23 protein-coding genes and 1 pseudogene are annotated in these 24,556 nt (G+C 40.2%); 22 read left to right on the plus strand and 2 right to left on the minus strand.

The window, feature by feature from the left end:
- From PBF_RS21965 to PBF_RS25240, 4 genes and pseudogenes are all read left to right on the plus strand, one after another.
- The coding region (locus tag PBF_RS21965) for a group II intron maturase-specific domain-containing protein (RefSeq protein ID WP_035332804.1) at positions 1 to 271 on the plus strand (271 nt) is incomplete at its 5' end.
- A gap of 1,120 nt (positions 272 to 1,391) precedes the next feature.
- Positions 1,392 to 1,784: pseudogene (locus tag PBF_RS26595) on the plus strand (hypothetical protein); the annotation flags it as partial.
- 13 nt (positions 1,785 to 1,797) lie between these two features.
- On the plus strand, positions 1,798 to 2,214 hold the full coding sequence (locus tag PBF_RS21980; protein ID WP_035332805.1) for an immunity 70 family protein: 417 nt from the start codon (positions 1,798 to 1,800) through the stop codon (positions 2,212 to 2,214).
- 82 nt (positions 2,215 to 2,296) lie between these two features.
- Positions 2,297 to 2,848, plus strand: a complete 552-nt coding sequence (locus tag PBF_RS25240; RefSeq protein ID WP_035332807.1) for a DUF2247 family protein — start codon at positions 2,297 to 2,299, stop codon at positions 2,846 to 2,848.
- Between the two features lie 540 nt (positions 2,849 to 3,388).
- On the opposite strand, the gene PBF_RS21995 is transcribed toward PBF_RS25240, so the two are convergent.
- On the minus strand, positions 3,389 to 3,718 hold the full coding sequence (locus PBF_RS21995) for a hypothetical protein (RefSeq protein WP_035332808.1): 330 nt from the start codon (positions 3,716 to 3,718) through the stop codon (positions 3,389 to 3,391).
- A gap of 36 nt (positions 3,719 to 3,754) precedes the next feature.
- On the opposite strand from PBF_RS21995, the gene PBF_RS22000 reads away from it, so the two are divergent.
- From PBF_RS22000 to PBF_RS22025, 6 genes are all read left to right on the plus strand, one after another.
- On the plus strand, positions 3,755 to 4,036 hold the full coding sequence (locus PBF_RS22000; protein ID WP_051488985.1) for an HNH/ENDO VII family nuclease: 282 nt from the start codon (positions 3,755 to 3,757) through the stop codon (positions 4,034 to 4,036).
- Complete coding sequence (locus PBF_RS22005; protein WP_035332809.1) at positions 4,033 to 4,476, plus strand: SMI1/KNR4 family protein; 444 nt, start codon at positions 4,033 to 4,035, stop codon at positions 4,474 to 4,476. The genes PBF_RS22000 and PBF_RS22005 overlap by 4 nt, the downstream gene beginning before the upstream one ends.
- A gap of 290 nt (positions 4,477 to 4,766) precedes the next feature.
- Positions 4,767 to 5,174 carry a DUF600 domain-containing protein gene (locus tag PBF_RS22010; RefSeq protein WP_081757347.1) on the plus strand — a complete coding sequence of 136 codons (408 nt, stop codon included), beginning with the start codon at positions 4,767 to 4,769 and terminating at the stop codon, positions 5,172 to 5,174.
- A gap of 226 nt (positions 5,175 to 5,400) precedes the next feature.
- Positions 5,401 to 5,601 (plus strand): hypothetical protein, encoded by a 201-nt coding sequence (locus PBF_RS25610; RefSeq protein ID WP_081757348.1) that lies wholly within the window; start codon positions 5,401 to 5,403, stop codon positions 5,599 to 5,601.
- Positions 5,602 to 5,945: 344 nt separating this feature from the next.
- A complete protein-coding gene (locus PBF_RS22020) occupies positions 5,946 to 7,067 on the plus strand; it encodes an ABC transporter ATP-binding protein (protein ID WP_035332812.1) in 1,122 nt (373 codons plus the stop codon).
- 29 nt (positions 7,068 to 7,096) lie between these two features.
- Entirely contained in the window at positions 7,097 to 8,665 is a 1,569-nt protein-coding gene (locus PBF_RS22025; RefSeq protein WP_035332814.1) for a glycine betaine ABC transporter substrate-binding protein, read from the plus strand.
- 88 nt (positions 8,666 to 8,753) lie between these two features.
- On the opposite strand, the gene PBF_RS22030 is transcribed toward PBF_RS22025, so the two are convergent.
- Positions 8,754 to 9,377, minus strand: coding sequence for a DUF421 domain-containing protein (locus PBF_RS22030; RefSeq protein WP_035332817.1), 624 nt, complete (start codon positions 9,375 to 9,377; stop codon positions 8,754 to 8,756).
- 176 nt (positions 9,378 to 9,553) lie between these two features.
- On the opposite strand from PBF_RS22030, the gene PBF_RS22035 reads away from it, so the two are divergent.
- The 12 genes from PBF_RS22035 to PBF_RS22090 all read left to right on the plus strand — a co-directional run bounded on the left by PBF_RS22035 (position 9,554) and on the right by PBF_RS22090 (position 24,538).
- Positions 9,554 to 10,552, plus strand: coding sequence for an ABC transporter substrate-binding protein (locus PBF_RS22035; RefSeq protein ID WP_035332819.1), 999 nt, complete (start codon positions 9,554 to 9,556; stop codon positions 10,550 to 10,552).
- 480 nt (positions 10,553 to 11,032) lie between these two features.
- Positions 11,033 to 11,326: a WXG100 family type VII secretion target gene (locus tag PBF_RS22040; protein WP_009336200.1), complete on the plus strand. Its 294-nt coding sequence runs from the start codon at positions 11,033 to 11,035 to the stop codon at positions 11,324 to 11,326.
- Between the two features lie 178 nt (positions 11,327 to 11,504).
- On the plus strand, positions 11,505 to 11,744 hold the full coding sequence (locus PBF_RS22045) for an EsaB/YukD family protein (RefSeq protein ID WP_035332821.1): 240 nt from the start codon (positions 11,505 to 11,507) through the stop codon (positions 11,742 to 11,744).
- Positions 11,745 to 11,759: 15 nt separating this feature from the next.
- A complete protein-coding gene (gene essB, locus PBF_RS22050; RefSeq protein WP_035332824.1) occupies positions 11,760 to 13,091 on the plus strand; it encodes a type VII secretion protein EssB in 1,332 nt (443 codons plus the stop codon).
- A gap of 20 nt (positions 13,092 to 13,111) precedes the next feature.
- Complete coding sequence (gene essC / locus PBF_RS22055) at positions 13,112 to 17,584, plus strand: type VII secretion protein EssC (RefSeq protein WP_035332826.1); 4,473 nt, start codon at positions 13,112 to 13,114, stop codon at positions 17,582 to 17,584.
- On the plus strand, positions 17,581 to 20,427 hold the full coding sequence (gene esaA / locus PBF_RS22060) for a type VII secretion protein EsaA (RefSeq protein WP_035332827.1): 2,847 nt from the start codon (positions 17,581 to 17,583) through the stop codon (positions 20,425 to 20,427). The genes essC and esaA overlap by 4 nt, the downstream gene beginning before the upstream one ends.
- Positions 20,417 to 20,896, plus strand: coding sequence for a type VII secretion protein EssA (essA, locus tag PBF_RS22065; RefSeq protein WP_035332829.1), 480 nt, complete (start codon positions 20,417 to 20,419; stop codon positions 20,894 to 20,896). The genes esaA and essA overlap by 11 nt, the downstream gene beginning before the upstream one ends.
- A gap of 154 nt (positions 20,897 to 21,050) precedes the next feature.
- On the plus strand, positions 21,051 to 21,434 hold the full coding sequence (locus PBF_RS22070; RefSeq protein WP_035332831.1) for a YwqH-like family protein: 384 nt from the start codon (positions 21,051 to 21,053) through the stop codon (positions 21,432 to 21,434).
- Positions 21,435 to 21,460: 26 nt separating this feature from the next.
- Positions 21,461 to 21,730: a DUF5344 family protein gene (locus tag PBF_RS22075; RefSeq protein WP_035332833.1), complete on the plus strand. Its 270-nt coding sequence runs from the start codon at positions 21,461 to 21,463 to the stop codon at positions 21,728 to 21,730.
- A 13-nt stretch (positions 21,731 to 21,743) separates the two neighbouring features.
- Positions 21,744 to 23,315, plus strand: coding sequence for a T7SS effector LXG polymorphic toxin (locus tag PBF_RS22080; RefSeq protein ID WP_035332834.1), 1,572 nt, complete (start codon positions 21,744 to 21,746; stop codon positions 23,313 to 23,315).
- Between the two features lie 16 nt (positions 23,316 to 23,331).
- Positions 23,332 to 24,123: a hypothetical protein gene (locus PBF_RS22085; protein WP_051488986.1), complete on the plus strand. Its 792-nt coding sequence runs from the start codon at positions 23,332 to 23,334 to the stop codon at positions 24,121 to 24,123.
- Positions 24,124 to 24,166: 43 nt separating this feature from the next.
- The gene (locus PBF_RS22090; protein ID WP_051488987.1) at positions 24,167 to 24,538 is read left to right on the plus strand and encodes a hypothetical protein; all 372 of its coding nucleotides are present in this window, start codon (positions 24,167 to 24,169) and stop codon (positions 24,536 to 24,538) included.
- The last annotated feature ends 18 nt before the right edge of the window (positions 24,539 to 24,556 follow it).

Below are 24,556 nucleotides of genomic sequence, written 5' to 3' on the forward strand. Positions count from 1 at the left end.
GGCAAAGATAAAAGCCTATACTGAGCCAAGAAATAAGCTTTACTTGGATATCGGTGAATTAGTGAAAGGGCTGAATAAGAAACTTCAAGGTTTCAAGAACTATTACCAAATATCACCCCTAGGAAAGAAATGGCTCAATCGAATTGATTGGTATGTATTAGAACGCCTCGCTTTGTTTTATAACAAGAAGAGGAACAATCGTAAGAAACATGGGAATCTAAAGGACGTAAGTAAAGAAGTTGAACATATTTTGGTGAAATTGGCTCGTTAGATACCGTAAAGCCAAAGAAAGAAGAACGTCGGAAAGCCGTATGAGGGAAAACCTCACGTACGGTTTGATGAGGAGGAACTGAAAGTAAAAGAGATAGCGTAAGCTATCCCTTCGAAATCAGTTTCTTACTCTACTGTTAGAAATTTAAACTTTGTATGACATTGATGATCCTTAATTGAAATTCATAACTCATGAAGGTTGTACCATCATGAAGTATTGTTTTAACACTTTGAGGAACGGAATAAGAACGAGAAATAGGCGAGATGACATTTCACATGGCAGAGATAGTTATGATATGGAATTGCTGACAAACTAACGAGATTGACAAAGCTCGTGGCGATAAACAATAAGGTAACGTGAAAGAGAGTTCTTATATTGCTTGGGCTTATAAATTTTGGGTTGTATTTTTACTAGAGACGGTCGTATAATACTCCCTATTCGTCAAAAAAGCGTTACGAAAATTACAATTTATGTAACGGGAGGGTGAAAAGTTGAACGTTGTTGGGGCCCAATCTATGGAGAGCTTTTAAAAGGCATCAGGCATAAAGCAGGAAATTCCGTGCGTTCTCCGGAATTCTTTAGAGAACTCGGCGTAACGGCCCTGGGTCAGATTCTGCCGCCCGGTGCTTATTCCATCTGGGCTATCTGGCAGAGTACCTACGAAAGAAAGACCATCCATTATCAATTAAGAGCCTTGAGAGCTTTAGCAGAGCTAAACAGCAGCGAAATCAGCCCGGAGGAATTCGCCTCCCTGAGTGGCCGGGAGATCCTGACTGTTGATGTCATAGATGAGTATGGAATCGGCAGCGAGAATCAAGGCGGAAAGTTTCATCTATATGAGGACGGCCGGATTGTCCGGGAATTCTATGGAGAAAAAGGAAAAGCCTACGAATTTGTCGACTCCATTCCAGAAGACCGAGTGGGGGGAGTGCGGGAACTGGACTCCATAGCTGACGGAACCCCGCTTGAAATACTCGAATACCTGTCGCTCGCGGCTGTTGTCAGAAAGCAAGGAACCAAGGTCATACGGAAAAGCATCAATAAGGCGGACTTTGATGCGCTTGTCAGGATATTGAAAGAGGAAAAGGGCCATGTGGTCTTGCCGGGGAAGAAGGCAGGTAAGGGTACGGGTAAAACTAGACCTTCATGGAGACAGTCTGAAATTGATGTAGAGAAGGATTTCCCTGAGTATAATGCCCAAAAGTCTTTTAAAGATGGTAAAGAAGTACCCTATGGAGAGAAAGGTAGTTCTAGACCTGACTTATATCAGACTGGGCATAGTATTGAGGTGAAAAATTATAAAATTACTACTTCAAGCGGACGGAGCAGATTGGTTAATAACGTGTCAAAACAGGTGGAAAAAAGATTAAGTGATTTGCCTAACGGTACAAAACAGTCTGTTATAATTGATATTAGAGGACAAAATGTATCAGATGAAATAATAGAAGAATTGTATGAAAAGATTATGAATAAAACAAATGGTAAAGTAGATATAAGATTCAAAACAAATTAATTGAGGTGAAAGAATGGCTGTGGGATTTAAGGTGAAATATTACTGGTATCAAGTCGGGCATGGCGATTTCTTACACTCTTTTTTCTCTACAATAAGCTATCATTTAGAACAAAATGGATGGGGGACAGAATATCCGTTCTTATTAAATGAACTTTACAACGGGAAACTTGAGAATAAGAATATTGATAGCGCTATAAACGAATTAGAAGCAATTAAAAAGAAATTACAGAAATTTAGTCCATCACAAGTAATATGGGATATTGAAGACTTATCTAAAAGACCGCCTTGGGGTGATAATATTAGTAAGGATATCACAAACTTATCTAATTATTTTATAACAAGTGAGGGCGAGGATTTAATAGATATGTTAATGAAAGCATTAGAGAAAGGACAAAAGACTAATTCAGATGTTTATATAGAAAGCATATAATTTCCATAAAGGATTACCTTGAAATAATAATTTCAAGGTAATCCTTTTATAGCTAATATGTTATAAAGTGGAGGGGGCTCAAATGGGAATTTCAATGGATATTTTCAAGCAAAACAAAATAAAGTACGATTGGAAAACGTTATACGTGGGATTTAAACTGGATTTAATAATGTATAGTGATATAGTGAATTATGCAGCTAAGTTTATAGCTGAACATCCTGATACCAGTAATCAAAATATTGTGCAGCTAGCTTGGGGTGGGGAAAATATTGATTACGAGAGTTTACTAGTAGATATATTAAAAGACTCGCATATTAATGACTTCAACTTGGACACTGATATTTGGCAGCTTGAAAAAAGAAAATGGCGATTTGGTATATTGGCTTATTTAAAAAGGAAATACCAAGAGAATTTCGAGGAGTTATTAAACAAGATTACTGAAGTGTATGCTGATTTTAATTATCCCGAAGATATGGATAGCTTTATTAATTATCTGGAACCAAAAGACGGCTACAACCCTTCAAAATACTCGAAAGAAGAGAATGTAATCAGATTAATAAACTTATTTAATGACTTTATGAACCAAATACACGATTATATACAAAATGACAAGTTAGTCTTTGACATTGATTAGCAAAATGCAAGTCAAGATTTTATCATGATTAACTATGTTGCGGGCAAGAGTACGGATGAAGTTACACCTAGAAAGAAGTCTGTACCTAATTGGCATAATGACGTTGGTAATTTTAGAAAGGAAAATCAGCCCAGTTATCCTTATAATGTGGGAGGGGTGGAGCAAAAGAAGCAGGAGGCAAAAAGTACTTAGTTGACTCATGTATCCACTTAAAGAAATAGTAACGAGAAAATTTACTCAAATTTGGTCTTTACAGAATGTAAATGTTAGCATTTTCGGCTATTCCGTTAACCAACTTCACTCTAGCCCAATCCATGAAGAGTTTTTAGAAGGCATAAGCAGGAAATTCATGCTCCCTGGAATTCTTAAAGGAACATGGCGTAACGGTCTGGGGTCAGATTATGCCGCCTGGAGCATATTCAATTTGAGGATATCTGGAAGAGCAAATATGAAAGAAAAACAATCCAATATCTGTTAAGAGCCTTGAAAGCTTATCACAGCTAGGACTATCATACCCTCTAATATACCAAAATCGCTGTATTAATCCTCATTAAGCTTTTGCTCATCAGCTTCTTCCAGATACTTTTCTGTACTTAAATGGGATTCTATAAGATTATCTAAAAACTCAATGCTAACCTCTCTATATTCTTCAAATATGTGAATTTTAGCACCAGCCTCTAATAATAAACTTACTATTTTTTTCATTTCAAATAATTTATCAATTTCTATTAGATTATACGATAAGATGAAATCGTTATTATTAAGTAATTCTTTTAATTCAGATAAACGCTTATTAGTATTTTTTCTTAAAATGGAAATGTACTTGACCTTATTAGTATCTTTTTCTATTTGTATATTCATTTTAGTCATTTACATTCTCCAAAAGCACAGCGTTCATTATCGCATATGTCTGATAAACAATTGTTATACTCATTTAAAAAAGGTTACTCACCAAAGGATGGAGCAAATGATACAATTGTACTCCATCATCATGAACAAAAAGTTGAGGGACCAATAATTGAAATGCCTAGCAGATATCATGATTTAGGTAATAAAAGACAACATCCATTTGGAAATTCGGGTGGAGTTTGTAGTGGAGAAGCTAGGCTAGAATTTAATAACTGGCGTAAAGAATATTGGAAGGCAAGATATGCTAATGAAATGATTAAAAGGGGGATTATTGAATGAAGGTAGAAATATTAAATGCCATCGATGAAGAGTTCGTAATGTGCCCGGAAGCCTTTGGAGGGCCTCTTACTATTGAGGAAGTAAACCAAGCAGAAGATGAACTAAAAGTAAAATTGCCAGAAGACTTTAAAGAATTTCTTTTGAAGTATGGTTCTGGAGCAGTGGGTGAGGCTATTGTTTTGGGATTGAAAGAGGCTGAGTTTGTTGCGACACCCTCATTTGTAGAGAAATCACTACATTTTAGAAAGGTACTTCCTAAAGGGTATGAGAATTTTACTGCCATTGGTATAGACGGTGCAGGAAATCCAATAGGCTTTATTTACCCTGAAACAGAAATTATTACATTTGACTTTAATTTCGGTGGGAAAGAAATTATAGCAGAAAGTTTTGAGAAATACCTAGAAAAAGCAATCCGTGAAGAATTAAATATGCATTTTTAACATCCAGGATATTAGTTATAGCAAGATAAACAAAGAAATTAATATTTAACTGTAAGCACTTGATTGCAATGAGGCAACAAGTGCTTTTTGTGGGAAAACAACCCTTTGGACAACAGGCGGTTTACCTTGTGGGCAGAAAGAACATACCCTGTTGGTGAGATTATGATGTATATATTATGGATTTACAAACATTGATTGGCAAACAGCCTTACAAGGTTTCTTTTTTCAGAGGCTACCAAGTGCCGAATACACCCCTTATTATTTACAAATAGAGAACTAGAGGTGATTATGTGAAGGTATTTGAGGATTATTTTTCAGAAATACAAACAGACATGGTGGCTATTTGTTTAGAGTATGTCGAAAATAAAGCAGATGAAATCTTTATTTATTGTTCATATGAACCCGAAATGTATGTTTTTGATTTTTTCTATAGAATTAACGGGAAGATTGTCCATAAACATCAACTAAATGATGCTATAAAAGAGTTAGACAGTCAGCAATATCAAATTTACGATGTTTCGAGAGAAAGACAGAAGGCAGCATTAAAAATTGGTAATCAAAATTTAAAGCTAATCCATAAGAAATGTGAAGACTTCAATAAAGAAATGCCTACAGAGATGAAGTTATATTACAATGTAAAACAAAATAGTTTAAAAGGAAAATATAGGTATGATTTGGTTTATACGAATGATGATTAACTATTGCCTGATGATATCTTTGAGTTATGGTTCGAAGAAGTGAAAGAAACTGTTTTGTAAAATCTGACCTTGATTGGCTATAAAATGCCTTTCAAGGTTTTTCGTTTTTCGGTTAACATGTCCCCGACATTCCCCCTCAAAATGTAGTGAATTTGCCCAAGCCAAACCCATTTCCACGCATATACAATAATGTAGGCATATACAGAGGAAATGGAGGTATGAACGGATGTACCCTTACAGAGGCCCTTATCAGCCGCAGGATCAGCGATTTTTTGGATTCTTCGGTCTGCCCTTTTTAGGCGGGTTAGCAGGAGGTTTATTAGGCACTGCCTTATTCTACCCGCGTCCATATTATTGGTATCCTCCACCGCCGCCGCCTTATTATCCGCGGCCTTGCTGTGGAACGGGATTTGGATTTCCTTACTAAACGTCATCTCATGGGAAGCTCATTATAATGTGCTTCCTTTTTTGAAATATCTTCGAATTCAGGGATATAGGAAATAATATTCAGATCAATCAATTGGCAGGAAAACGGAGAAACTATTACTTTTTAGGTACGGTTGCAGGGTATCAAAACAAGCTTACAATCAGAAGTCCAGATTAAGCCCTTTTTGGTTTAATTAAAGAAAAATAAGGATATAGGTATATATTATGGTAATAATATAGGTATTTTTGCGTGGTTAAGCTTGATATGTTATCCTAGAAAACATATCTGCGAATAGGGTGTCCATAATTTAAAAATTATTTCAAGTATTGGGGGGTGCTGAAAAGTTGATTGAGTTTAAAGATGTAAATAAAGTCTTTCAGGATGGATTTCATGCTCTTAAAGATATTACCTTTAATGTGAAAGAAGGAGAGCTGCTCGTTCTGATAGGACCCAGCGGATCTGGAAAGACCACAACAATGAGGATGATTAACCGCCTGATTGAGCCGACAAAAGGCACAATTACAATTGAAGGAAAAGATATTTCAAAAGAGGATCCAGTCAAGCTTCGCCGGACGATCGGCTATGTCATCCAGCAGATAGGACTGCTTCCGCATATGACGATTAAAGAAAATGTATCGCTTGTTCCGAGGCTAATGAAATGGAAGAAGGAAAAATACATAGATAAAGTGGACGAACTGATGCATATGGTTGGATTGGATCCGGAAGTCTTTGGTGACCGATACCCTTCAGAACTGAGCGGCGGGCAGCAGCAGAGGATCGGTGTTATCCGTGCGCTGGCAGCTGAGCCGAAAATTATCTTAATGGATGAACCGTTCAGTGCACTGGACCCGATCAGCAGGGAGCAGCTGCAGGATGAATTAGTCCGCCTTCAGCGGGATATCCAGAAAACGATTGTATTCGTAACACATGACATGGATGAGGCGCTTAAAATCGCTGACCGCATCTGTATTATGAAGGATGGAAAGGTCGTGCAGCTGGATACGCCGGAAAACATCATTCGCAGACCGGCTAATGAGTTTGTCCGAAGCTTTATTGGAGAAGACCGGCTTCAGGAAAGTGACAGCATATCATTCCCTAAGCTGACCAAACTAATGGTTCCGGCTGTGACAGCGGGCGAAAGCCGCAGGCTGGCAGAATCCTTGAAGCTGATGCGCAGCAAGCGGGTTAACAGTCTTGTCGTTGTGAATAATCAAAATGTTTTTCAGGGGATAGCAACCGTCTGGGACGTTCAAAAGAATTACAAAGATGAAGAGTTGATGCTTAAAGATATTATGGATTCAAGCGTTGTGACACTTCAGCAAAATGATCCGTCGGAAAAAGCCTTTCAGCTTGTGAACGAATCTGTTTACGGCTTTGTTCCGGTTATGGATGAACATAAAAACCTTTTGGGCATTGTGACCCGATCAAGTCTTGTAGAATATATGGTCGACGAGATCGTCGAATAATCAGGATAGGGGTGTAGACGATTCTTAACATGATCAGCAGCACGGCTGACGTTTTTGTAAACCGTTGGCCGACTATATGGAACTTAATTTTAGAGCATATGTATCTTTCTCTTATTTCAATAGCCATTGCGATTTTAATATCTGTTCCTTTGGGCATTTATTTAACCCGCCATCGGAAAATTGCCGATTCTATTATTGGAATTGCAGGAGTTTTTCAGACGATTCCAAGTCTAGCACTTCTTGTATTTCTCGTGCCATTCATCGGAACGGGACAAGCCCCTGCCATTATTGCTTTAACCGTTTATGGCTTATTGCCCATTCTCCGAAATACGTATTTAGGTATTACTGGTGTTGAAAAGTCTGCCATCAACGCCGGAGTCGGAATGGGAATGACGAATCGCCAGGTCCTCTGGATGGTGGAGCTTCCGCTGTCCCTGAGTGTCATCATGGGCGGGATTCGTACGGCGACTGTATTAATTATCGGTGTTGCTACGATTGCAGGGCTCATTGGAGCAGGCGGCCTGGGAGATCTCATATTCCGTGGACTGCAGACTTATAATACAGGCCTTATTCTGGCAGGTGCAATTCCATCTGCTCTCTTAGCGATTATTTTTGATTATTTGCTGAAGCTTCTGGAGACAGATGTGACTCCTCAGGGGCTTAAACAAGGGCAGAAAACCAATCCAACTGTGAGCCGCTGGAGAAAATGGGCGGTGACCGCATTGATTTTAATCCTTCCTCTGTCCGCCTTTGCTGCTCAGCTCGGCGAAACAGGCGGCGGCAAGGATACAATCACCATTACCGGAAAAAACTTCACGGAGCAGGAGATCATGGTTTACATCATGGGCCATCTGATTGAGGAGCATACAGATTTAAATGTGAAATACGAGTCCTTTCTGGGCGGTACCGCACCTGCATTTGAAGGAGTTAATAACGGAAATTATGATTTGTATATGGAATATACGGGAACGGCCCTTCTGAGTATTTTAAAAGAAGAAATGATCAGCGATCCTGACAAGGTATATGACCTTGTAAAAGAGCGCTTTATGGATGATTATGATTTGGTCTGGCTTGAACCATTTGGGTTTAATAACACGTATACACTGACCATTCGAAAAGAAGATGCTAAAAACTGGGGGGTAGAAACCATCTCAGATTTAGCCAAGAAATCATCGGAGCTTGCTCTTGGGTCAGAGCCGGAATTTCTGGAACGTCCAGATGGATATCCCGGCCTTGTGGAAACTTACGGATTTGAATTTGGGGAAACTCAGGCCATGGACTCTGGCATTATGTACAGTGCCATCAAGAATGGAGAAGTGGATGTCATTGATGCCTTTTCCACCGATGGCCGCATACCGGCATTCAATCTGCAGGTCCTTGAGGATGATAAAAAGTTCTTCCCTCCGTATTATGCAACCCCTGTTATAAGGGCTGATACGCTGAAAGAACATCCTGAAATTGAAGAAGCATTGAAGATGCTTGCCGGAAAAATTGATAATGAAAAAATGCAGGAGCTTAATGCAAGAGTTGATATCGATAAAGAACAATATGAAGATGTGGCGGTTGATTTCCTGAAAGAAGAGGGATTAATTGACTGATGCGAAAAGGACTGCGGATATCATCCGCAGTCCTTTTTGTAAGATCAATATCAATTTAAATGATAATGGATGGTGCTCTGAACTAAACTTACTGCAGATGACCTTGCTCACTTTCGGAAGTTTCTTCTGCCACTTCTGTAAAAATATCCTCTTCGTTTTCGGGAACCATATGGACAGAGAAGCCCTTGGCAAACGCAGGTTCCAGTATATGAATCAGCTGTTGGACATCAGCCTGCATCTGAAGGAATTCCTTTTTCGTTACAGGCTGGGCTTCTTCTTTTAATTCATAGCCAACTTGTCCGTTCGGCTCCAGTGTTGCCCATCTTACATCGCTGATAACTGCAACATTATGCTGACGCAGCTTCATTTCAAGCTGGTCCACAGTAAACCGGAGTTTTCTCAGATTCTGTTCATTTAATTTTCCATCTTCTATGATAATTTTGGATTGCCCGGTGATAAACTTCTCGAATTTGTCTGATTTCATTTGTGCATATTCCATGACAACTAAGGTAAGGACAAGGATGAGTCCAACAGCAAGAGTAGTCCAAATACTTTCCCCTGAAACCGGTTCAATTAATAGTGAACCGATGCCAATCATGATTACTACCTGAGCTAATGTCATCTGTGAAATAGACTTTCTGCCAGCGATCCTTAACAACAGGGTACCCCCGATGACGACAAGGATTGAATTCCAAATCCAATCGAATTCCACTCTTATCCCTCCCTATATTTTATTATAGTCTTTCGCAAATAGAGCCTTCTAAAACTGCAAATGTCAATTTATCTAACAAAATTGGGATTGGCTATTGTTACATGCTTATTAAACGTGTTAATATCAAAATATTATAAAAATTTTAAAAACTGTATGACTGTCGGGGGGATATTAGTATGAAAAAAATGTTAGCCATCCTAGCAAGCAGCGCACTATTAATGCTGGCTGCCTGCGGTTCAGGAAATGAGGAAACGAGCGGGGAAGCATCAGAAAAGAAAACGGTTAAAATCGGCATCACGCAAATTGTAGAGCATCCATCATTGGATTCTGCGAGAGAAGGATTTATTGCCGCACTGAAAGATGCAGGCTATGAAGAAGGAAAGAATCTTAAAATTGACTTCCAGAACGCCCAAGGGGATATGAACAACAATATGTCCATTGCCCAGAACCTGGTTGCGGACAAAAATGATTTGATTCTTGCTATTGCTACTGCCAGTGCACAATCCGTTGTGCAATCGACAAAGGATATTCCAATCCTATTTACAGCCATCACCGATCCTGTTGGAGCTGAGCTTGTGGAAACCATGGAAAAGCCGGGCGGGAATGCAACGGGTACATCTGACACACATCCGGATGCCATCAAAAATACAATTGACTCTATCAAAACATTTGTACCTGATGCCAAAAAGGTAGGCATCATCTTCAATGATGGGGAACCAAATTCAGTAGTAAATGTTAAGCATGCGAAAGAAGCCATCGAGGAAGCAGGCCTGGAAGCGGTTGAAACGACTATTTCAACAAGCTCTGAGGTTAAGCAGGCTGCTGAATCCTTAGTGGGCCGGGCTGATGTGTTTTACATCCCAAAGGACAATACTGTGGTATCTGCCCTTGAATCTGTCCTGAACGTAGCCAATGAAAAAGACATTCCAGCTTTTGTCGGAGAAAGTGATTCGGTTAAACGTGGCGGCTTTGCTGCCTATGGTTTTGAATATCATGATCTGGGATACTCCACAGGCCAAATGGCTGTTGACATTCTTGAAGGCAAAAAGCCGAGCGAGATTCCTGTCGGCTACCCGGAAAACCTTGAACTTGTGATTAACAAGAAAGCAGCTGAGGAACAGGGGGTTACGTTGACAGAGGACATGCTGAAGGATGCAAAGGTGGTTGGGGAGTAAATAGGCAGTTAAGAGATACAGCGATTAAGCTGTATCTCTTTTTTTTGCTTAATGAATCCCGAAATTTATTTTGAAAAATGATTCAAAAGTACCGTGTAAACGATAAGGCTGGGTTTAGGAAAAAAAAGGCACAACAAAGTTTAATTAAGATCTAAATTATAGGGTGATTTTACCTATAAAATACAATTGGGGGTTTATAGTTTAATAGGAATAAAACCACAGACATAATTCGACACCGCTACATAAGCAATTTGACGAGTTTTGACTGCCATGATAGTAATAAATAGGTAGAAAATTTGAATTTAAAAATTAAAAAAACAGAAAAAACTATGAAAAAAATACCAATTTTGGTTTAAGCCTTTTGAAAGTGGGTAGTAATGGGTATAAATAACTGTTTTGTTATTTTTTGCAAGTAAGTAATTGACCTTTCGATTGTGTATTTTTACAATAATAGTAACCTATTGAAAAGGAGAGATTTGAATGTCAGGAGTTATTCGCGTTACACCAGCAGAATTAGTAGGCATGTCTAACCGTTATAATGGAGAAAGCAGCCAGGTTGGGGATCAGATTGTCCGTTTGGATAATATGATTCGTGAACTGGAAGGTGCATGGGAAGGGGAAGCAAGCAGAGCGTTTGCTGAACAATACCAATCTTTAAGACCTTCATTTGTTCAAATGCAGCAATTATTAGAGGATATTTCTGTTCAGCTTAATAATACTGCAAGAGCTCTTGAAGATGCTGATAACCAGATCGCTGGCCAAATCCGCGGTTAATTTCATCTGAATCAATAAGTGGAGAAGGAGCGCTGCATTCATCAGATGAAAAGCGCTCTTTTTTTGGTACTAAATTAGCAAATTTTCACTTTGGTAATTTGTCTAGCGCAAGCAGCCTACCCCCTCGAGGTGTCGGGGGTGATCGAGGCGCTTCCGCTTTTCTAGTGAGGTGTTGAAAATGTACATAGAATTAACAATCGATCTGAAAAATTATGAAGTTGAACCTTTTGATCTCCGTCTATCTAACTATCACTCTGTTAAAAAAGTAGTTGATATTGTTTGGCAAGCAAAGTCTATTCCTCAGCCGCCCCGGGAAGGATATTGGGTCAGAATTCCCAACAAGCAATTGATTCTGTCAGGAAACGATAAGCTGGCAGAAAAGGGGATTACCACTGGGGACCGTTTCGAAATTTTATAAAGGAGCATTAAAAAAATGTCAGAAAAGAGTCAAACCTACCTTGAAGAGCAGCTTGAAGCGGTTGTCGAAACAGATCATCAATCCCTTACCATTCTTTTTCAAAGAGAAAAAATTAAAGCTGATGCTGCTGAGGAATTGGAATTGCTCCAGGCAATGGAATCAGCTATAAAAAGGGATATCCATTTAACAGAGGATGAACTGCGCCTCGTCCTGCAAATTCCCTCAAATTACTTAACCTTCTCCAAATTAAAAAAGAAAGACCTGAGAAGCAGATGGATTTTTTCTTCGCAGCTTCTAAAACTTGTGAAAAATCATCCGTATTCCAGGCTGCATCTCGTTATTTGTCCTGACAACATTGTGGCGGATGAAAGCCTGTCACCGCATTTGCTTCATTTTGGTGTGAGTGAAAGCCTTCCGCCTTATGAATCCAATCAGGAAAAACTCTGGATGGAATTGAAAGCGACCATCGCAGCTGCTGTAGATGGAAACCGCTCCTTCCGGGATTACCTTAGCCTTCATGAAACCATTGAACTGTCGCCTGCAGCGGCAAGTGTCATCAAGGCCAAGGATGAAAATGAACTGTCAGAAGTCATCCGGACTAACATAGAAATGCTTGAAAAAATAGATAAGGAATATGCTAAGGTTCCGCAGAAAAAGTGGAAAGCAACAAGGTATTCTGCTTGGGGTCTGCTGATTGCTTTATTGCCTTTCGTTGCTTTCAGCCTGTATTCTCTTGTCTTTACACAGCCTAAACAGGCAGCATTTATCAATAGTCAGGAACACTTCCTGAAAAGCCAATATAGTGACGTGGTTTCAGAGTTATCCAATTATGATATTGATCAGATGCCAAGAGTCGTACAGTACGAACTGGCACAGTCCTACATAATAAATGAAGCATTGACAGAAGACCAGAAAGAGAATGTCCAAAATACGATCACACTGCAGACGGATCCAATTTATTATCATTACTGGATTCATATTGGGAGGGGAGATGCCAAAGAGGCTCTCGATATCTCGCGGGATCTTGAGGATCGGGACTTAATTCTGTTCGCATTGCTTAAATACCGTGAAGTTGTCAAAGCGGATGATAGTCTTGAATCCGATGAAAAACAGCAGAAAATCGACGAAATTCAAGCAGAGATTGATGAATATATAGAGGAACAGAAAGCTCAGGAGGAAGAGGAGCAGCGTCTTCAGGAAGAGCAAAGCAGCAGCGGAGATAATGAACAGGCTGTAAAACAGGAGTCTGAACAAAAAGCTGCTGAAGAGCAAAAGCCTGCCGATGCAAAGGAAGCTGAAGCTTCTGCTGAAAAGAAGGAAGAGACAGAAAAGACAAAATCTAATTAAGATAGACAGGAGGTGGAGAGATGGAACAATTATGGTTGTTTTACAGCGATTACTGCCAGCAGCTGTCTATGCCAATTGAAAAAAGCGGCAGGATTACTATTGGCCCTGAGCTGGAACAGCTGGTGACAATAAGGGAATTTCCTTTTACAAAAGGAATTGTGTCAATAGAAAAGCACGACAGCTTCTATGAAGTTAGGCAGAATGAGCTGGTTCTCGGAAAGCTGAACGACGGAGAACCATTTCAGATAAATGATGAGGGGGAAATCCTGACAATAATAGGAACCTCTGAAGCTCTTAAAAGCCAGACCTACTATTCCGGCTATCAAAGGGAAATAGAAATTTCCTCTGTTAACCCGGAAGCTTCCATTTATAAAAAGCATGGCATTTTAATGGATGCCAGCCAATCTTTTGACCTGATAAAAACAAAAAGGGGATGGATGGCAGAGCCGGGTTCAGGACAGCTTTATTTAAACGGAAAAAGAGTTGAAGAGAGGACTTTCCTTGAAATGGGGGATGTGCTGTTCTTCCCCTTTATGTCTATTCGAATAATAGAAGAGGATCTTTTCCAGATTGATAGCTTTGAAGGCTATGAATCAAATCTTCCGATTACTATTAGGCCGCAATCAGAGATGGCAAAGAAATATCCTCTCTACCGGAGAACGCCGCGAATGATCTATGAAATGCCGGATGAGAAGGTCTCCCTATCCTTTCCATCGCAGGAGCCGGATGATTCAGGCAGGGGATTATGGCTGATTATCATGCCGCCGCTGATTATGCTGGTTGTAATGGGTATTGTGGCTTTAATTCAGCCAAGAGGGATTTTTATTATCATTTCAATGGTCATGTTCATGACCACTTTAGTGACATCAACAGTCCAATACTTTAAGGATAAAAGCAATCAAAAAAAGCGGAAAGAGCGCAGGCATCGAGTGTATACAGCCTATCTGGAAGAGAAACGAAAAGAGCTGCAGGCATTGTCCGACAAACAGAAGCATGTTCTGGAATTCCACTTTCCGTCTTTTGAGAAAATGAAATATTTTACGGGCCATATATCCGACCGGATTTGGGAGCGGCCTCTGCAGAGCTTTGATTTTCTTCAATTCAGGCTGGGTACCGGAAATGTGCCTGCGAGCTATGAGGTTAAGGTCAGCTCAGGGGATATGGCAAACCGTGAAATCGATGATCTGCTGGAACAGTCACAGCAAATGGAAAAGGTGTATAAGGAAGTTAGAAATGTGCCTGTAGTGGCTGATCTGGCCAAGGGGCCAATCGGGCTGATCGGAAAAGAGCAGGTTGTTAAAAATGAGATACACCAGATCATTGGGCAGCTGGCCTTTTTCCACAGCTATCATGATGTGCGGTTTGTATTCATTTTTAATGAAAAGGAATATAAGAAATGGGAATGGCTCAAATGGCTTCCGCATTTCCAGATGCCTCATGCACACGCAAAAGGGCTGATATATAACGAACAAACGAGGGATCAGCTGCTGTCTTCCCTTTATGAAATCCTGCGTGAAAGGGATTTGGATGAAAATAAAGAGAAGCAGGTGTACTCGCCTCATCTCGTGTTCATCATAGCCAATCATCAGCTGATTGCAGATCATGTAATTCTGGAATATTTGGAGGGAGACCACTCTAATATGGGAATCTCCGTGATCCTTGCAGCAGACTCAAAGGAAAGTCTTCATGATAATATTCAAACCCTTGTCAGATATGTCAATCAGGAAGAAGGGGACATTCTGATTCAGGACAAAAAAGCCGTGAGCGTCCCATTTAAGCTTGATGCTCATCAGAAAAAGGGGAATGAGGAATTTTCCCGTCTGTTAAGAACGCTTGATCATCAGGTTGGAATGACCAATTCCATTCCAAATAGTGTTTCCTTCCTGGAAATGATGAAGGTAAAAGAAGTATGGAAACTTCCGATCAAAGAGAACTGGCTTACAAAAGAGTCGTCCAAATCTCTGGCAGTTCCAGTCGGATTAAAAGGAAAGGAAGACCTGTCGCTTTTGAATCTTCATGAAAAGGCGCATGGCCCGCACGGTTTGCTGGCTGGGACAACGGGATCGGGTAAGAGTGAATTTCTGCAGACGTATATTCTTTCACTTGCTGTTCACTTCCATCCCCACGAGGTCGCTTTCCTGCTGATTGACTACAAAGGCGGAGGTATGGCCCAGCCGTTTAAGAACATGCCGCACCTCCTGGGTACCATTACGAATATTGAAGGCAGCAAGAACTTCAGTTCAAGAGCGCTTGCCTCCATCAAAAGTGAATTGAAAAGGCGGCAAAGGCTTTTCGATCAATATCAGGTAAATCATATCAACGATTACACCGACCTTTATAAAAATAGTATGGCAAAGGAGCCGCTTCCGCATCTGTTTTTGATATCTGATGAGTTTGCTGAGCTTAAGAGTGAAGAACCGGAATTCATCAGAGAGCTTGTCAGTGCCGCGCGGATCGGACGGAGCCTGGGAGTTCATTTAATTCTGGCAACTCAAAAGCCGGGCGGTGTCATTGACGAACAGATCTGGAGTAATGCCCGTTTCCGGGTAGCTTTAAAAGTTCAGGACACAGATGACAGCCGGGAGATCATTAAAAACGGTGATGCCGCTGCTATTACCGTAACCGGACGAGGCTACCTGCAGGTCGGCAACAATGAAGTCTATGAACTGTTCCAATCTGCATGGAGCGGGGCCCCTTATTTGGAGGACTCCTCTGAGACAGAGGATGAGATTGCCATCGTAACTGACCTGGGGCTTGTGCCATTATCAGATGTGAATTCACGCCAAGGAAAGAAAAAGGGCGGAAAAACAGAAATCGAAGCAGTTGTGGAAGAAATTGAAGCAGCACAGTCCTCGATGGGCATTAGGAAACTTAGAAGTCCGTGGCTTCCTCCTCTTGAAGCGCGCTTAAGCAGAAAGCTTTATCGCGCTGAGGAAAATAATGAAATTCATTTAGCAATGGTGGATGAACCAGAGAAGCAGAGCCAGTATCCGCTAAGCTATCAAATCATAGAGGATGGAAATATAGGGGTCTTCGGCTCATCCGGTTATGGAAAATCCCATACGATTATGACATTGCTTCTCAGCATTGCTGAAAAGCGGTCTCCTGAAGAAGCCCATTACTATATATTTGATTTTGGCAATGGTTCCCTTCTGCCGTTAAGGCAGCTGCCGCATACGGCCGATTTCTTCCTGATGGATGAAGAACGGAAAATTGAAAAGTTCATGAATCTGATCAAGGATGAAATTGCCCGCAGGAAGCAGTTATTCCAGCAGCAGGAAGTCAGCGGAATTAAGATGTACAATTCGATGAGCAATGAAAAGCTGCCGCTTGTTTATATCACATTTGACAACTTCGATTTAGTAAAAGAAGAAATGCAGGAGCTTGAAACGCAAATTAATCAGATTGCCAGGGATGGACAGTCACTCGGCATATATATGATTTTTGCTGCGACGCGGATCAATTCAATCCGGCAGTCACTCATGAATAACCTCAAAACAAAAGTGGTCCATTATCTGATGGACAGCAGCGAGGCTTACTCCGTACTGGGAAGAGTTCCGTTCGCACCGGAGCCTATACCGGGAAGAGCCATTATTAAAATGGAAGAGGCATATTTTTCACAGGTATTCCTGCCGGCAGAGGGCAAGGACGATTTCGAGATCATGGAATCGATCCGGGCTGACATCCAGGAACTGAAGGAGAAATACAAGGACTGCAGTCAGCCTGAAGAGGTGCCAATGCTTCCAGCAGAGCTTAATACGATTAACTTTACCCGTTACACTGCGGGAGAGACTCAGCCTGGACTTGTACCAATTGGACTTGATGAAGAATCCGTCAAACCTGTGTATGCAAACTTCAATAAAACGAAGCATTGCATTATCCTTGGGCAGGCCCAAAAAGGAAAGACAAATGTTCTAAAGCTTATGATCAATCAAATGCTGGCTCAGGGAGCTGAATCTGTCGGTATTTTCGACTCCTTTGACAGAGGATTATCCTCCTATGCAAGTGAGGAAAAGTCAGTCTATATCGAGACAAAAGAACAGATCAGCGATTGGGCAGCAAAGGCGGAAGAACAGTTATCCCTAAGAGAAAAAGAATATCTTAATGCAATCCAGCATGGCAATACAGATATAGAATTTTCGCCAATTGTGCTGGCTGTGGATGGATACTCCCGTTTTGCACAGACATTGGATAACAGCCTGCAGGAAAGAATGGCTAGGCTGATGAAAAATGGTAGCCATCTTGGCTTTAGTGTCATCGTGACAGGCAGCAATAATGAGCTGACGAAAGGATACGATTCCTTAACGGCAGAAATCAAACAGATCCGCCAGGCGGTCGTTCTGATGAAAAAATCAGAGCAGACGCTCTTTACTCTTCCATATGAAAGGAAAGAGGCAGAGATTCAGCCGGGATATGGTTATTACGTTATAAACGGAAAGGAATTAAAAATTCAAATTCCTTTATGTGCCACTGAAAGGAAGGTCTTAGCATGACAGCCAAAACAAAATATATCGTGAAAATGGTTTTGGTGATGCTTCTGATTATCGCCGCGCCAGCCATCTTTTTTGGCTCCATTGGCGATAATCCTCTGCTGGTCAGGGAGAATGCCACAAGAACCATAGCAGTAGTTAATGAAGATACAGGGGCTGACAAGGAAGATAAATCCCTTGATTTTGGAGAGGAAATCACATCGATCCTCGAAGACGGTTCACAATATGAGTGGACTGTCATCGGCAGAAGTGCTGCAGAAAATGGCTTGAGAAATACCAAGTACGATGCAGTCGTTTATATTCCTTCCAATTTTTCAAAGAACATCATGTCCTATGAAAGCCAGCAGCCTGAAAAAGCAAATTTTGAATTTACCGTTCAGAACCAGCTGAACTCATTGAACCGGGAAAAGGTCCTGCGTGAGATCCAAACGGCCACCAGCCGTGTGAATGGAAAGATTTCAACATTGTACTGGACCTATGTATCCCAGGACCTAGAGAATGTGAAATCCCAGTTCGATACCATTTTACAAAAAGAAATAGACTTCCAGAATGCCATGCTTGCTTTCTATAAGCCCAGCTCAAAGAACCTGGCCGCGGAAATTGAACAGCAGCGCAACATGCTGGAGAGTATTCAGTCGACAGTGAAGACAGCTGCTGAAAGCACTGCCGAGGGTGAAAATAATCTCAGTCAATTTGAAGAGAACCTTGCTGGATTTGTTCAATATGTTGAACAGTATCGGGAATATCAGGATGCACAGCAGGAAACTCTGCAAAAGCTGCAGGATGAAAGTGTACTAAGTTTACAAGCCCTGACCGGGAAACAGGATCCGCAGTACTCTGAATCATTAGCCGCACTGAATGAAGGTGGCGAGCAGCTGTCAAGCACACTTGATTCAGTAGAGTCTCAGCTTAAAGAAAACAGTGAGACATTCAGCAACCTCTCTGCTATCCGTACTGCACAAGTGGATAGACAAAGAGAAGAATTGATTAATTATCTTATGGAACAAGAACGAAATACCCTTAGCCAAGCCGAGGCAAACATAGCTTCTTTGAAGCAGGAATTGTCAAAAGGGACATCTGCCGGAAATCCAGGAATAGCATCAGCGGCTTCAAACAAAAGCTATGCTGAAAAACAGACTGCTGCTAACACGAATCCGAATACAGCCATTCCTTCGGTTCCGGGTCTGGAAAATGAGAGGGCAGAATTGCTGGCCATTGCCAATGAAATAAATACGATTAAATCTTCGCTTGAAACAATTGAAGGAACTCCGGAGCAAGCTGCGGCAGCAGTCGCAAGCCTGCCCAAGCTGTCTCAGCGTTTGCTTAATGTAGAGCAGAATATTTCTGCGAATGACACAGGAGAAAATCCTCTGCAGAAAGTAGTGGATGAACTGAAGGCTGCCAACGATGAATTGCTTGCTCAAAACGGAAAATTGGTTGAAGACTACAATAAGCTGGTTGAAGAAAACAAAAACTTGATTCAGCAGCTAAGTAATTCCGGAAACTTTTCATCTTTAATTGGTTTAATCGACCAGAAAGAAAACAAAATTCTTGAATTAAGTTTAGACAGCGAAAGCAAGGCGAAGTTAACAGAAGTGTTTAACCAGCCAATTATCTATGCCGTTCCTTCAAAAATGATGGAATATTATTCTGCACTCGGAAGATTCGAAGGTACCGTTGAGTCATCCATTAACTATAATCCTGAGAAACTTAAAACCTTTATAGAGAAGTTGAATCCAATTGTAAAGGTGAACGAGGATGAACAAAAGGTTTGGGATGAGTTGAATACATCCATCCCATATTCTGAGGAACAGCTTGCCGGTTTAGATAATCAGGTTGCTTCATTTTTAAGTGATTATAGCCAGAAGATTGAAGAGCAGCAATCTGCTATGCAATCAGACTTATCTGCACTGCAGGAAAGCGCAATAGCTGTTATGGATAACATTCAGTTATTATCAGCCAATACCCAAATGCCTGTCGATGGCATTGACGGAACTTCCGTCATGGTCAAACAGGAAGGAATCAGCCAAAGAATGCTGATGATCAATGATCTTGTTGGTTCTATCGGAGAAAACCAAAGCAATATCGTATCCTATACAAACGAGCTTGAGCAAAAGGTGCAAAGTGTCCAGCAGGATGCAGATACACTGAATTCCAAGTGGGGCTCGAACGTAGAGACAACCCAGATGTTCCGGGATGATATTTACAATCTTCTTGGAAATACCTATGTGAATGGCCAAAAGAATGGCCCTGTATACGAGCAATTATCCAGCCCGCTTCAAATCAGCGGAGAAACAGCTGCCAAGAAAGAGGAAAGCAAGCTGCCGCCGGTTGTCGTATTGGCCATTGTCCTGCTCAGCAGCTTAATGATCGGATACTTCAGTCATTATTTCAAAAATGCGCCAATGCTTGTCCATGCTTCCATGTTTGTGCTGCTGAATCTTATTGTTGGTCTGATTATCAGCATATTCGGCCTCAATATTTACTCAATGGAACAGGATCGCGCAATTGAATGGACCATTTTCACTATATTACTGCTGACAGCAGCCTCAGCCATTGTGCTGGCAGGATTCAATATCGGCAATCTGGCAGGATGGATTCTGAGCGTTGGGCTCATCGCCTTCTTCATCAGTCCGTTCCTTGCTCTTACAGCACCGAATATTCACTATGAAGACCCAATGTCCAAGGTATATATGTCCATTCAGTATGACTCGCAATCCCTGTTTATTCCGGCCATCCTCATACTGCTTGGCATTATTGCCTTCCTTGCCATCATTCCATTTGCAGCCCGGTATATAAAGGACCTGCGTACAAAGAGGGATGAGGACCAGGCTTATGAAGCATAATAGATTCCTTAAAGTAATAGTTCTGCTCCCGGCATTTTGGCTGCTGGCTGGCCAATCTGCCGGGGCAACCCCTGATTTAAATAACGTAACGCCGAATACCTATGAAAAAAAGGAATTCAAAGAGAATACCGATTACCTCCATGAAAAATCGCTATATGAAAATAAAAAGCAGATCCCGGAAGAACAAAAGGATCTTACTTTTACAAAAAAGAACCTGGATCCTTTGAAGGAAGTGAAGGAGAAGCTTTTCGACGGCGGTGAAACCACTACTAATACCATCACCGCAAAAGCAGACCAGCTTCAGCTTTTTTCCGATTCGAAACAGGAAAGCTTTTTCAATGCGGAGGATCAAGCACCCGCTGAACAAGATAACAAATTAATGATTCTCTATAGTATTCTGCTTGTCATTGCCATAGGCGTAATTATGGGATTCCTCATTCCGAGGATGGCGAAGCAGGCTGATAATTAAAAACCTTAGAAGTTGCATGTTCATTTACTTGAGCATGCAGCTAAATAAAACTGTTAATTTCAACTTCTATCAACCGTAATGCAATTAATATCTTCCGATTCATACTCCAACTTAGAAGCCTTCCAAATTTTAAAGTTAAAGCGGGGTGACAACTGTGGATGATAATTCCATTTTAATAAGCCAGCTGTATAGAGATATTTCCTTTTTGAATAGTGAAATTAGTAAGAACAATGAGATACTTGCACGATTGAGAAAGGCACAGCAGGAAATCTCATCAGGCCAGGAAGAATTTATGCTTAATAAGCGTTATATTCATCAGCCCAATTTAAATCAGTCGGTTTGGGCTGGAACACATGCTAATGATTTTGATGATATACGCGGAGAAATTGAAGATACCTATATGAGGATTGGAAACATTGAAGTTGAAGGAATGTTAAACAATATTGAAGTGAAGATAACCCATTACGAAGGAGTAAATAAGTCTCTTTCAAGCACAATTTCTTCTAAACGTTATCGTATCTCACAATTAAGCGATTAATACGGCATGACTATTGAGGTGAAAAAATGACCGAAATTAAATTAATTCAAAGTGAAGTGGAAAGTGCCCTAAGTGAACTCAAAAGCAAGGCAGATGGGGTTGATGTCAGCAACCCTTCAATTACATTCCCAGAAAGCAGTTTGGATCTGCTGTCTGAAATCACTAAAATTGAGCAAAAGTATTATACAACCCTTAAACAATATCAAAATTTGCTGATTAAAACAGAACAAGATATGAGAACCCTAATAGATCAGCTTGCTCAAAAAGATAAAGAGCTATCTCAAAAAATGAAATAGTGGAGTGATACAGATGAAGGTAATTAAAGTTTCCGAAATCATTCCTGAATTGGATGAATCCATAAAAAAGAAAGAAGCTGAAAAGGACCAGCTGCAGGATGTGCGAGCTTCAATCAATAGCTTGATCAATTTGGATGATGCTTTAAAAGGAAAAGGAGCAGAAGCAATAAAGGAACATCTTACTGTTCTGCATATTCCGGCAGTCTTGTTGTTGAATCAATTTATAAGTGAATATGTTAATAGGCTAAAGCAAGTGAAAAATTTAATAAATGAGTATGAAATTAAAAGTGGGCTAGTCAGACAGGACTTCGTAGAGCATGAGGCGAAGTCCGGAATTGAGAACATCGAACAAATGTCAGAGGACACTATTAATGATATTAATCAGGAATTCTTGAAGGTTAGTGATATTGTTGGAGGCTCAACCATTTCCTTAGCGCATTTAAGACAGAATTTTGATAAAGCAAGGCGCCATATTAAGAAAACCACAGATGGTTTAGAGGATTTGGATGCAAATAGTTTAAAAGTCTTAAAGGAGTCAACAGAAGAGCTTACGGGAATTGCAGACTTTATCAATAAAATTGAAACCTGGGCATCAAATGGAGCAGAACTAAATGAAAGTACAATTAGAGAGATTGAAAAGTATTTCGCTGAGAATGATACGATCGGCAAGCTCATCGACTCTGCCATGGAGCTGGCTATAAAAGAAGGTGATTCCACCTTAATGGGGAATGTGGCAGACTGGCTTGACAAAATAGGTAAACTTAATGGGGGAATGGAAGCTGTAAAAGGTACCTTAGCTGCAACCATTCTATTAAGTAAAAGATTAGTACTGGTGAAAGATGGATCGGGAAATTTCAAGGTTAGGGCCCATCCTGATTGGCTAAAAAAGAATGGGGTTTATGGTTCGAAGCTGGCTGATTCAATCCATAAGATATTAAAAAAAGGAAGTGCAAGCAGCTATTATGGTATTAAGAATTACTTTTCTAAATATCAGAACTCACCTAGCAGACTATTAAGAAGCCTTGTTGGACTTAATCCTGGTTCAAATGTGAAGAGCTACCTTAAATTGTTGGAGCATCAGCATCCTTATTTGAAATTTGATGCAGCACAGGCTGAATTATATAAAAGAGCTTCGATTGATGTTAGGGCTACACTGGGACAATTTACAGATAAAAAGGCTCTGGCAGCAATGTTTAAAAAAATACCATATGCAGGGATCGCATTTTCTTTTGGTACAAATTTGGGGGAATATGCTAATGATAAGAATAAATATAAATCTTTTTCGGAAGTAACAGGCAGAGTTGCTGCTGGTATAGGAATGGATGTCGGAGTCGCGGGTTTAACTACCGGAGGTGCGGCGATTGGGACAATGATATGTCCAGGTCCAGGTACTCTTATTGGAGGAGCGATCGGCGCAACAATAGGGATTGTTGGCTCAATTAAATTTGAAGAAGATATAAAAGACCTTGGAGAAAAAGCTGGAAAATGGGCAGAAGATAAAGTTGAAGAAGCGAAAGAGATTGGCAGCAATGTTAAAAATGCTTTGTCAGACGCTGGAGATTTCGTATCAGGATTGTTCCGGTAAAGGAGGAAAGTGATATATGGGCACGGAAAGGGTATCTCTAACTACTAACGAATTGGCAGCGGTTCTTGTTTTATGTGGTTACGAAAATATGGCCAGCCAGGTTCTTAATAGCTTGGATATAACAGAGGGATCAGGCGATTTGTATCGTTTTATTGAAGAAACTGAAAATTCCCTTAAAGCAAAAGGATTCTTGGATGAAAATAGAGGCACCGTCCTAACTGAAGGATTGGAGAGTTTGCTGCACATTCTTGTCCAATCTAAAAGAAAAATAAGATGCATAAAAAAAGATAGGGTGCTCTTCATTCATTTTATTAAGGGAGATGAAAGAGTCCTAATACAAGAAATAAGACATAATACTCATTTTTTCTCTATTTACTTAGTCAATGAAGGATTTGAACAACTTTTATTGAAACATTATGGCTTAGAAATAGTTATAAGTGAATTAACTGATAATTTATCAACTCTTCAGCTATCAGAAAGTATCTATGACCAGCTTCACAATATGGAAGGTGGAGTATTAGATAGAATAATAAATGATGAAAAGGTGAAAGGTCAGTTGAAACAATTTTTAATTGACTTTAGGAATAATGGGCAGGAGTTGGATAATTTATCTCTAATTGAAATGGACTATGTAAAAGACTACTTTGAGATGAAGCAAGTCATATTCTTTTTGCCAAGCCAAAAGTTTCTTTGGCATCTTGACTACGATAAAATACAGGAAAAAGAAGTCTATGTAACTCCTGTGGCTATAAAAAAATATTTCAAGAAGTTAAGCGGGGTAATTACTTCATTTATTGAAGAATTATAGTTTTTTGTGCAAAAGTGACCCCATTAAAGAAAGGTAATTATATATGAAAAATTTTATTGGATTCTTACTGGCTAATGGCCTTTGGATACTATTCTCTTTATTTCTTACGGGAATAGATGTTCCGATTCCAAGCTCCTTTATTGCATTAATGATAGCGGCTAATGCTATATTTGCATTCTTTTCTATTTTTGTGCAGACTTTGGTCATCACTTTATATGAAGTGAATGTTTTTGAAGAACCTAAAAGTATTCTAGATTATTGCTTTAAATATTTTGCAATTACCACATCCGGTATAAATTATTACGTTCAAACTGTACTAAATAGACTTCCATTTATATTAAACAAATTAGTTGCTGCTTTTTTCTTTGTCTTCCTTGTTGCGACAGGCTTCAGCTTGCTGGGCGTTTTCAATTGATGCAGTTTGAATAATTCA

Origin of the sequence: Cytobacillus firmus DS1 (genome assembly GCF_000565285.1) — a bacterium.
Taxonomy (GTDB): Bacteria; Bacillota; Bacilli; order Bacillales; family Cytobacillaceae; genus Cytobacillus; species Cytobacillus firmus_A.

Bases quoted from the DNA above. Each gene is read 5' to 3' on its own strand.
- PBF_RS22000 (WP_051488985.1), top strand. From the start codon at position 3,755: ATGTCTGATAAACAATTGTTATACTCATTTAAAAAAGGTTACTCACCA.
- PBF_RS22045 (WP_035332821.1), top strand. From the start codon at position 11,505: ATGTACATAGAATTAACAATCGATCTGAAAAATTATGAAGTTGAACCT.
- PBF_RS22005 (WP_035332809.1), top strand. From the start codon at position 4,033: ATGAAGGTAGAAATATTAAATGCCATCGATGAAGAGTTCGTAATGTGC.
- PBF_RS22075 (WP_035332833.1), top strand. From the start codon at position 21,461: ATGACCGAAATTAAATTAATTCAAAGTGAAGTGGAAAGTGCCCTAAGT.
- PBF_RS25610 (WP_081757348.1), top strand. From the start codon at position 5,401: ATGTACCCTTACAGAGGCCCTTATCAGCCGCAGGATCAGCGATTTTTT.
- PBF_RS22085 (WP_051488986.1), top strand. From the start codon at position 23,332: ATGGGCACGGAAAGGGTATCTCTAACTACTAACGAATTGGCAGCGGTT.
- essA (WP_035332829.1), top strand. From the start codon at position 20,417: ATGAAGCATAATAGATTCCTTAAAGTAATAGTTCTGCTCCCGGCATTT.
- essC (WP_035332826.1), top strand. From the start codon at position 13,112: ATGGAACAATTATGGTTGTTTTACAGCGATTACTGCCAGCAGCTGTCT.
- esaA (WP_035332827.1), top strand. From the start codon at position 17,581: ATGACAGCCAAAACAAAATATATCGTGAAAATGGTTTTGGTGATGCTT.
- PBF_RS21995 (WP_035332808.1), bottom strand. From the start codon at position 3,718: ATGACTAAAATGAATATACAAATAGAAAAAGATACTAATAAGGTCAAG.
- essB (WP_035332824.1), top strand. From the start codon at position 11,760: ATGTCAGAAAAGAGTCAAACCTACCTTGAAGAGCAGCTTGAAGCGGTT.
- PBF_RS22025 (WP_035332814.1), top strand. From the start codon at position 7,097: ATGATCAGCAGCACGGCTGACGTTTTTGTAAACCGTTGGCCGACTATA.
- PBF_RS22090 (WP_051488987.1), top strand. From the start codon at position 24,167: ATGAAAAATTTTATTGGATTCTTACTGGCTAATGGCCTTTGGATACTA.
- PBF_RS22040 (WP_009336200.1), top strand. From the start codon at position 11,033: ATGTCAGGAGTTATTCGCGTTACACCAGCAGAATTAGTAGGCATGTCT.
- PBF_RS21980 (WP_035332805.1), top strand. From the start codon at position 1,798: ATGGCTGTGGGATTTAAGGTGAAATATTACTGGTATCAAGTCGGGCAT.
- PBF_RS25240 (WP_035332807.1), top strand. From the start codon at position 2,297: ATGGGAATTTCAATGGATATTTTCAAGCAAAACAAAATAAAGTACGAT.
- PBF_RS22035 (WP_035332819.1), top strand. From the start codon at position 9,554: ATGAAAAAAATGTTAGCCATCCTAGCAAGCAGCGCACTATTAATGCTG.
- PBF_RS22080 (WP_035332834.1), top strand. From the start codon at position 21,744: ATGAAGGTAATTAAAGTTTCCGAAATCATTCCTGAATTGGATGAATCC.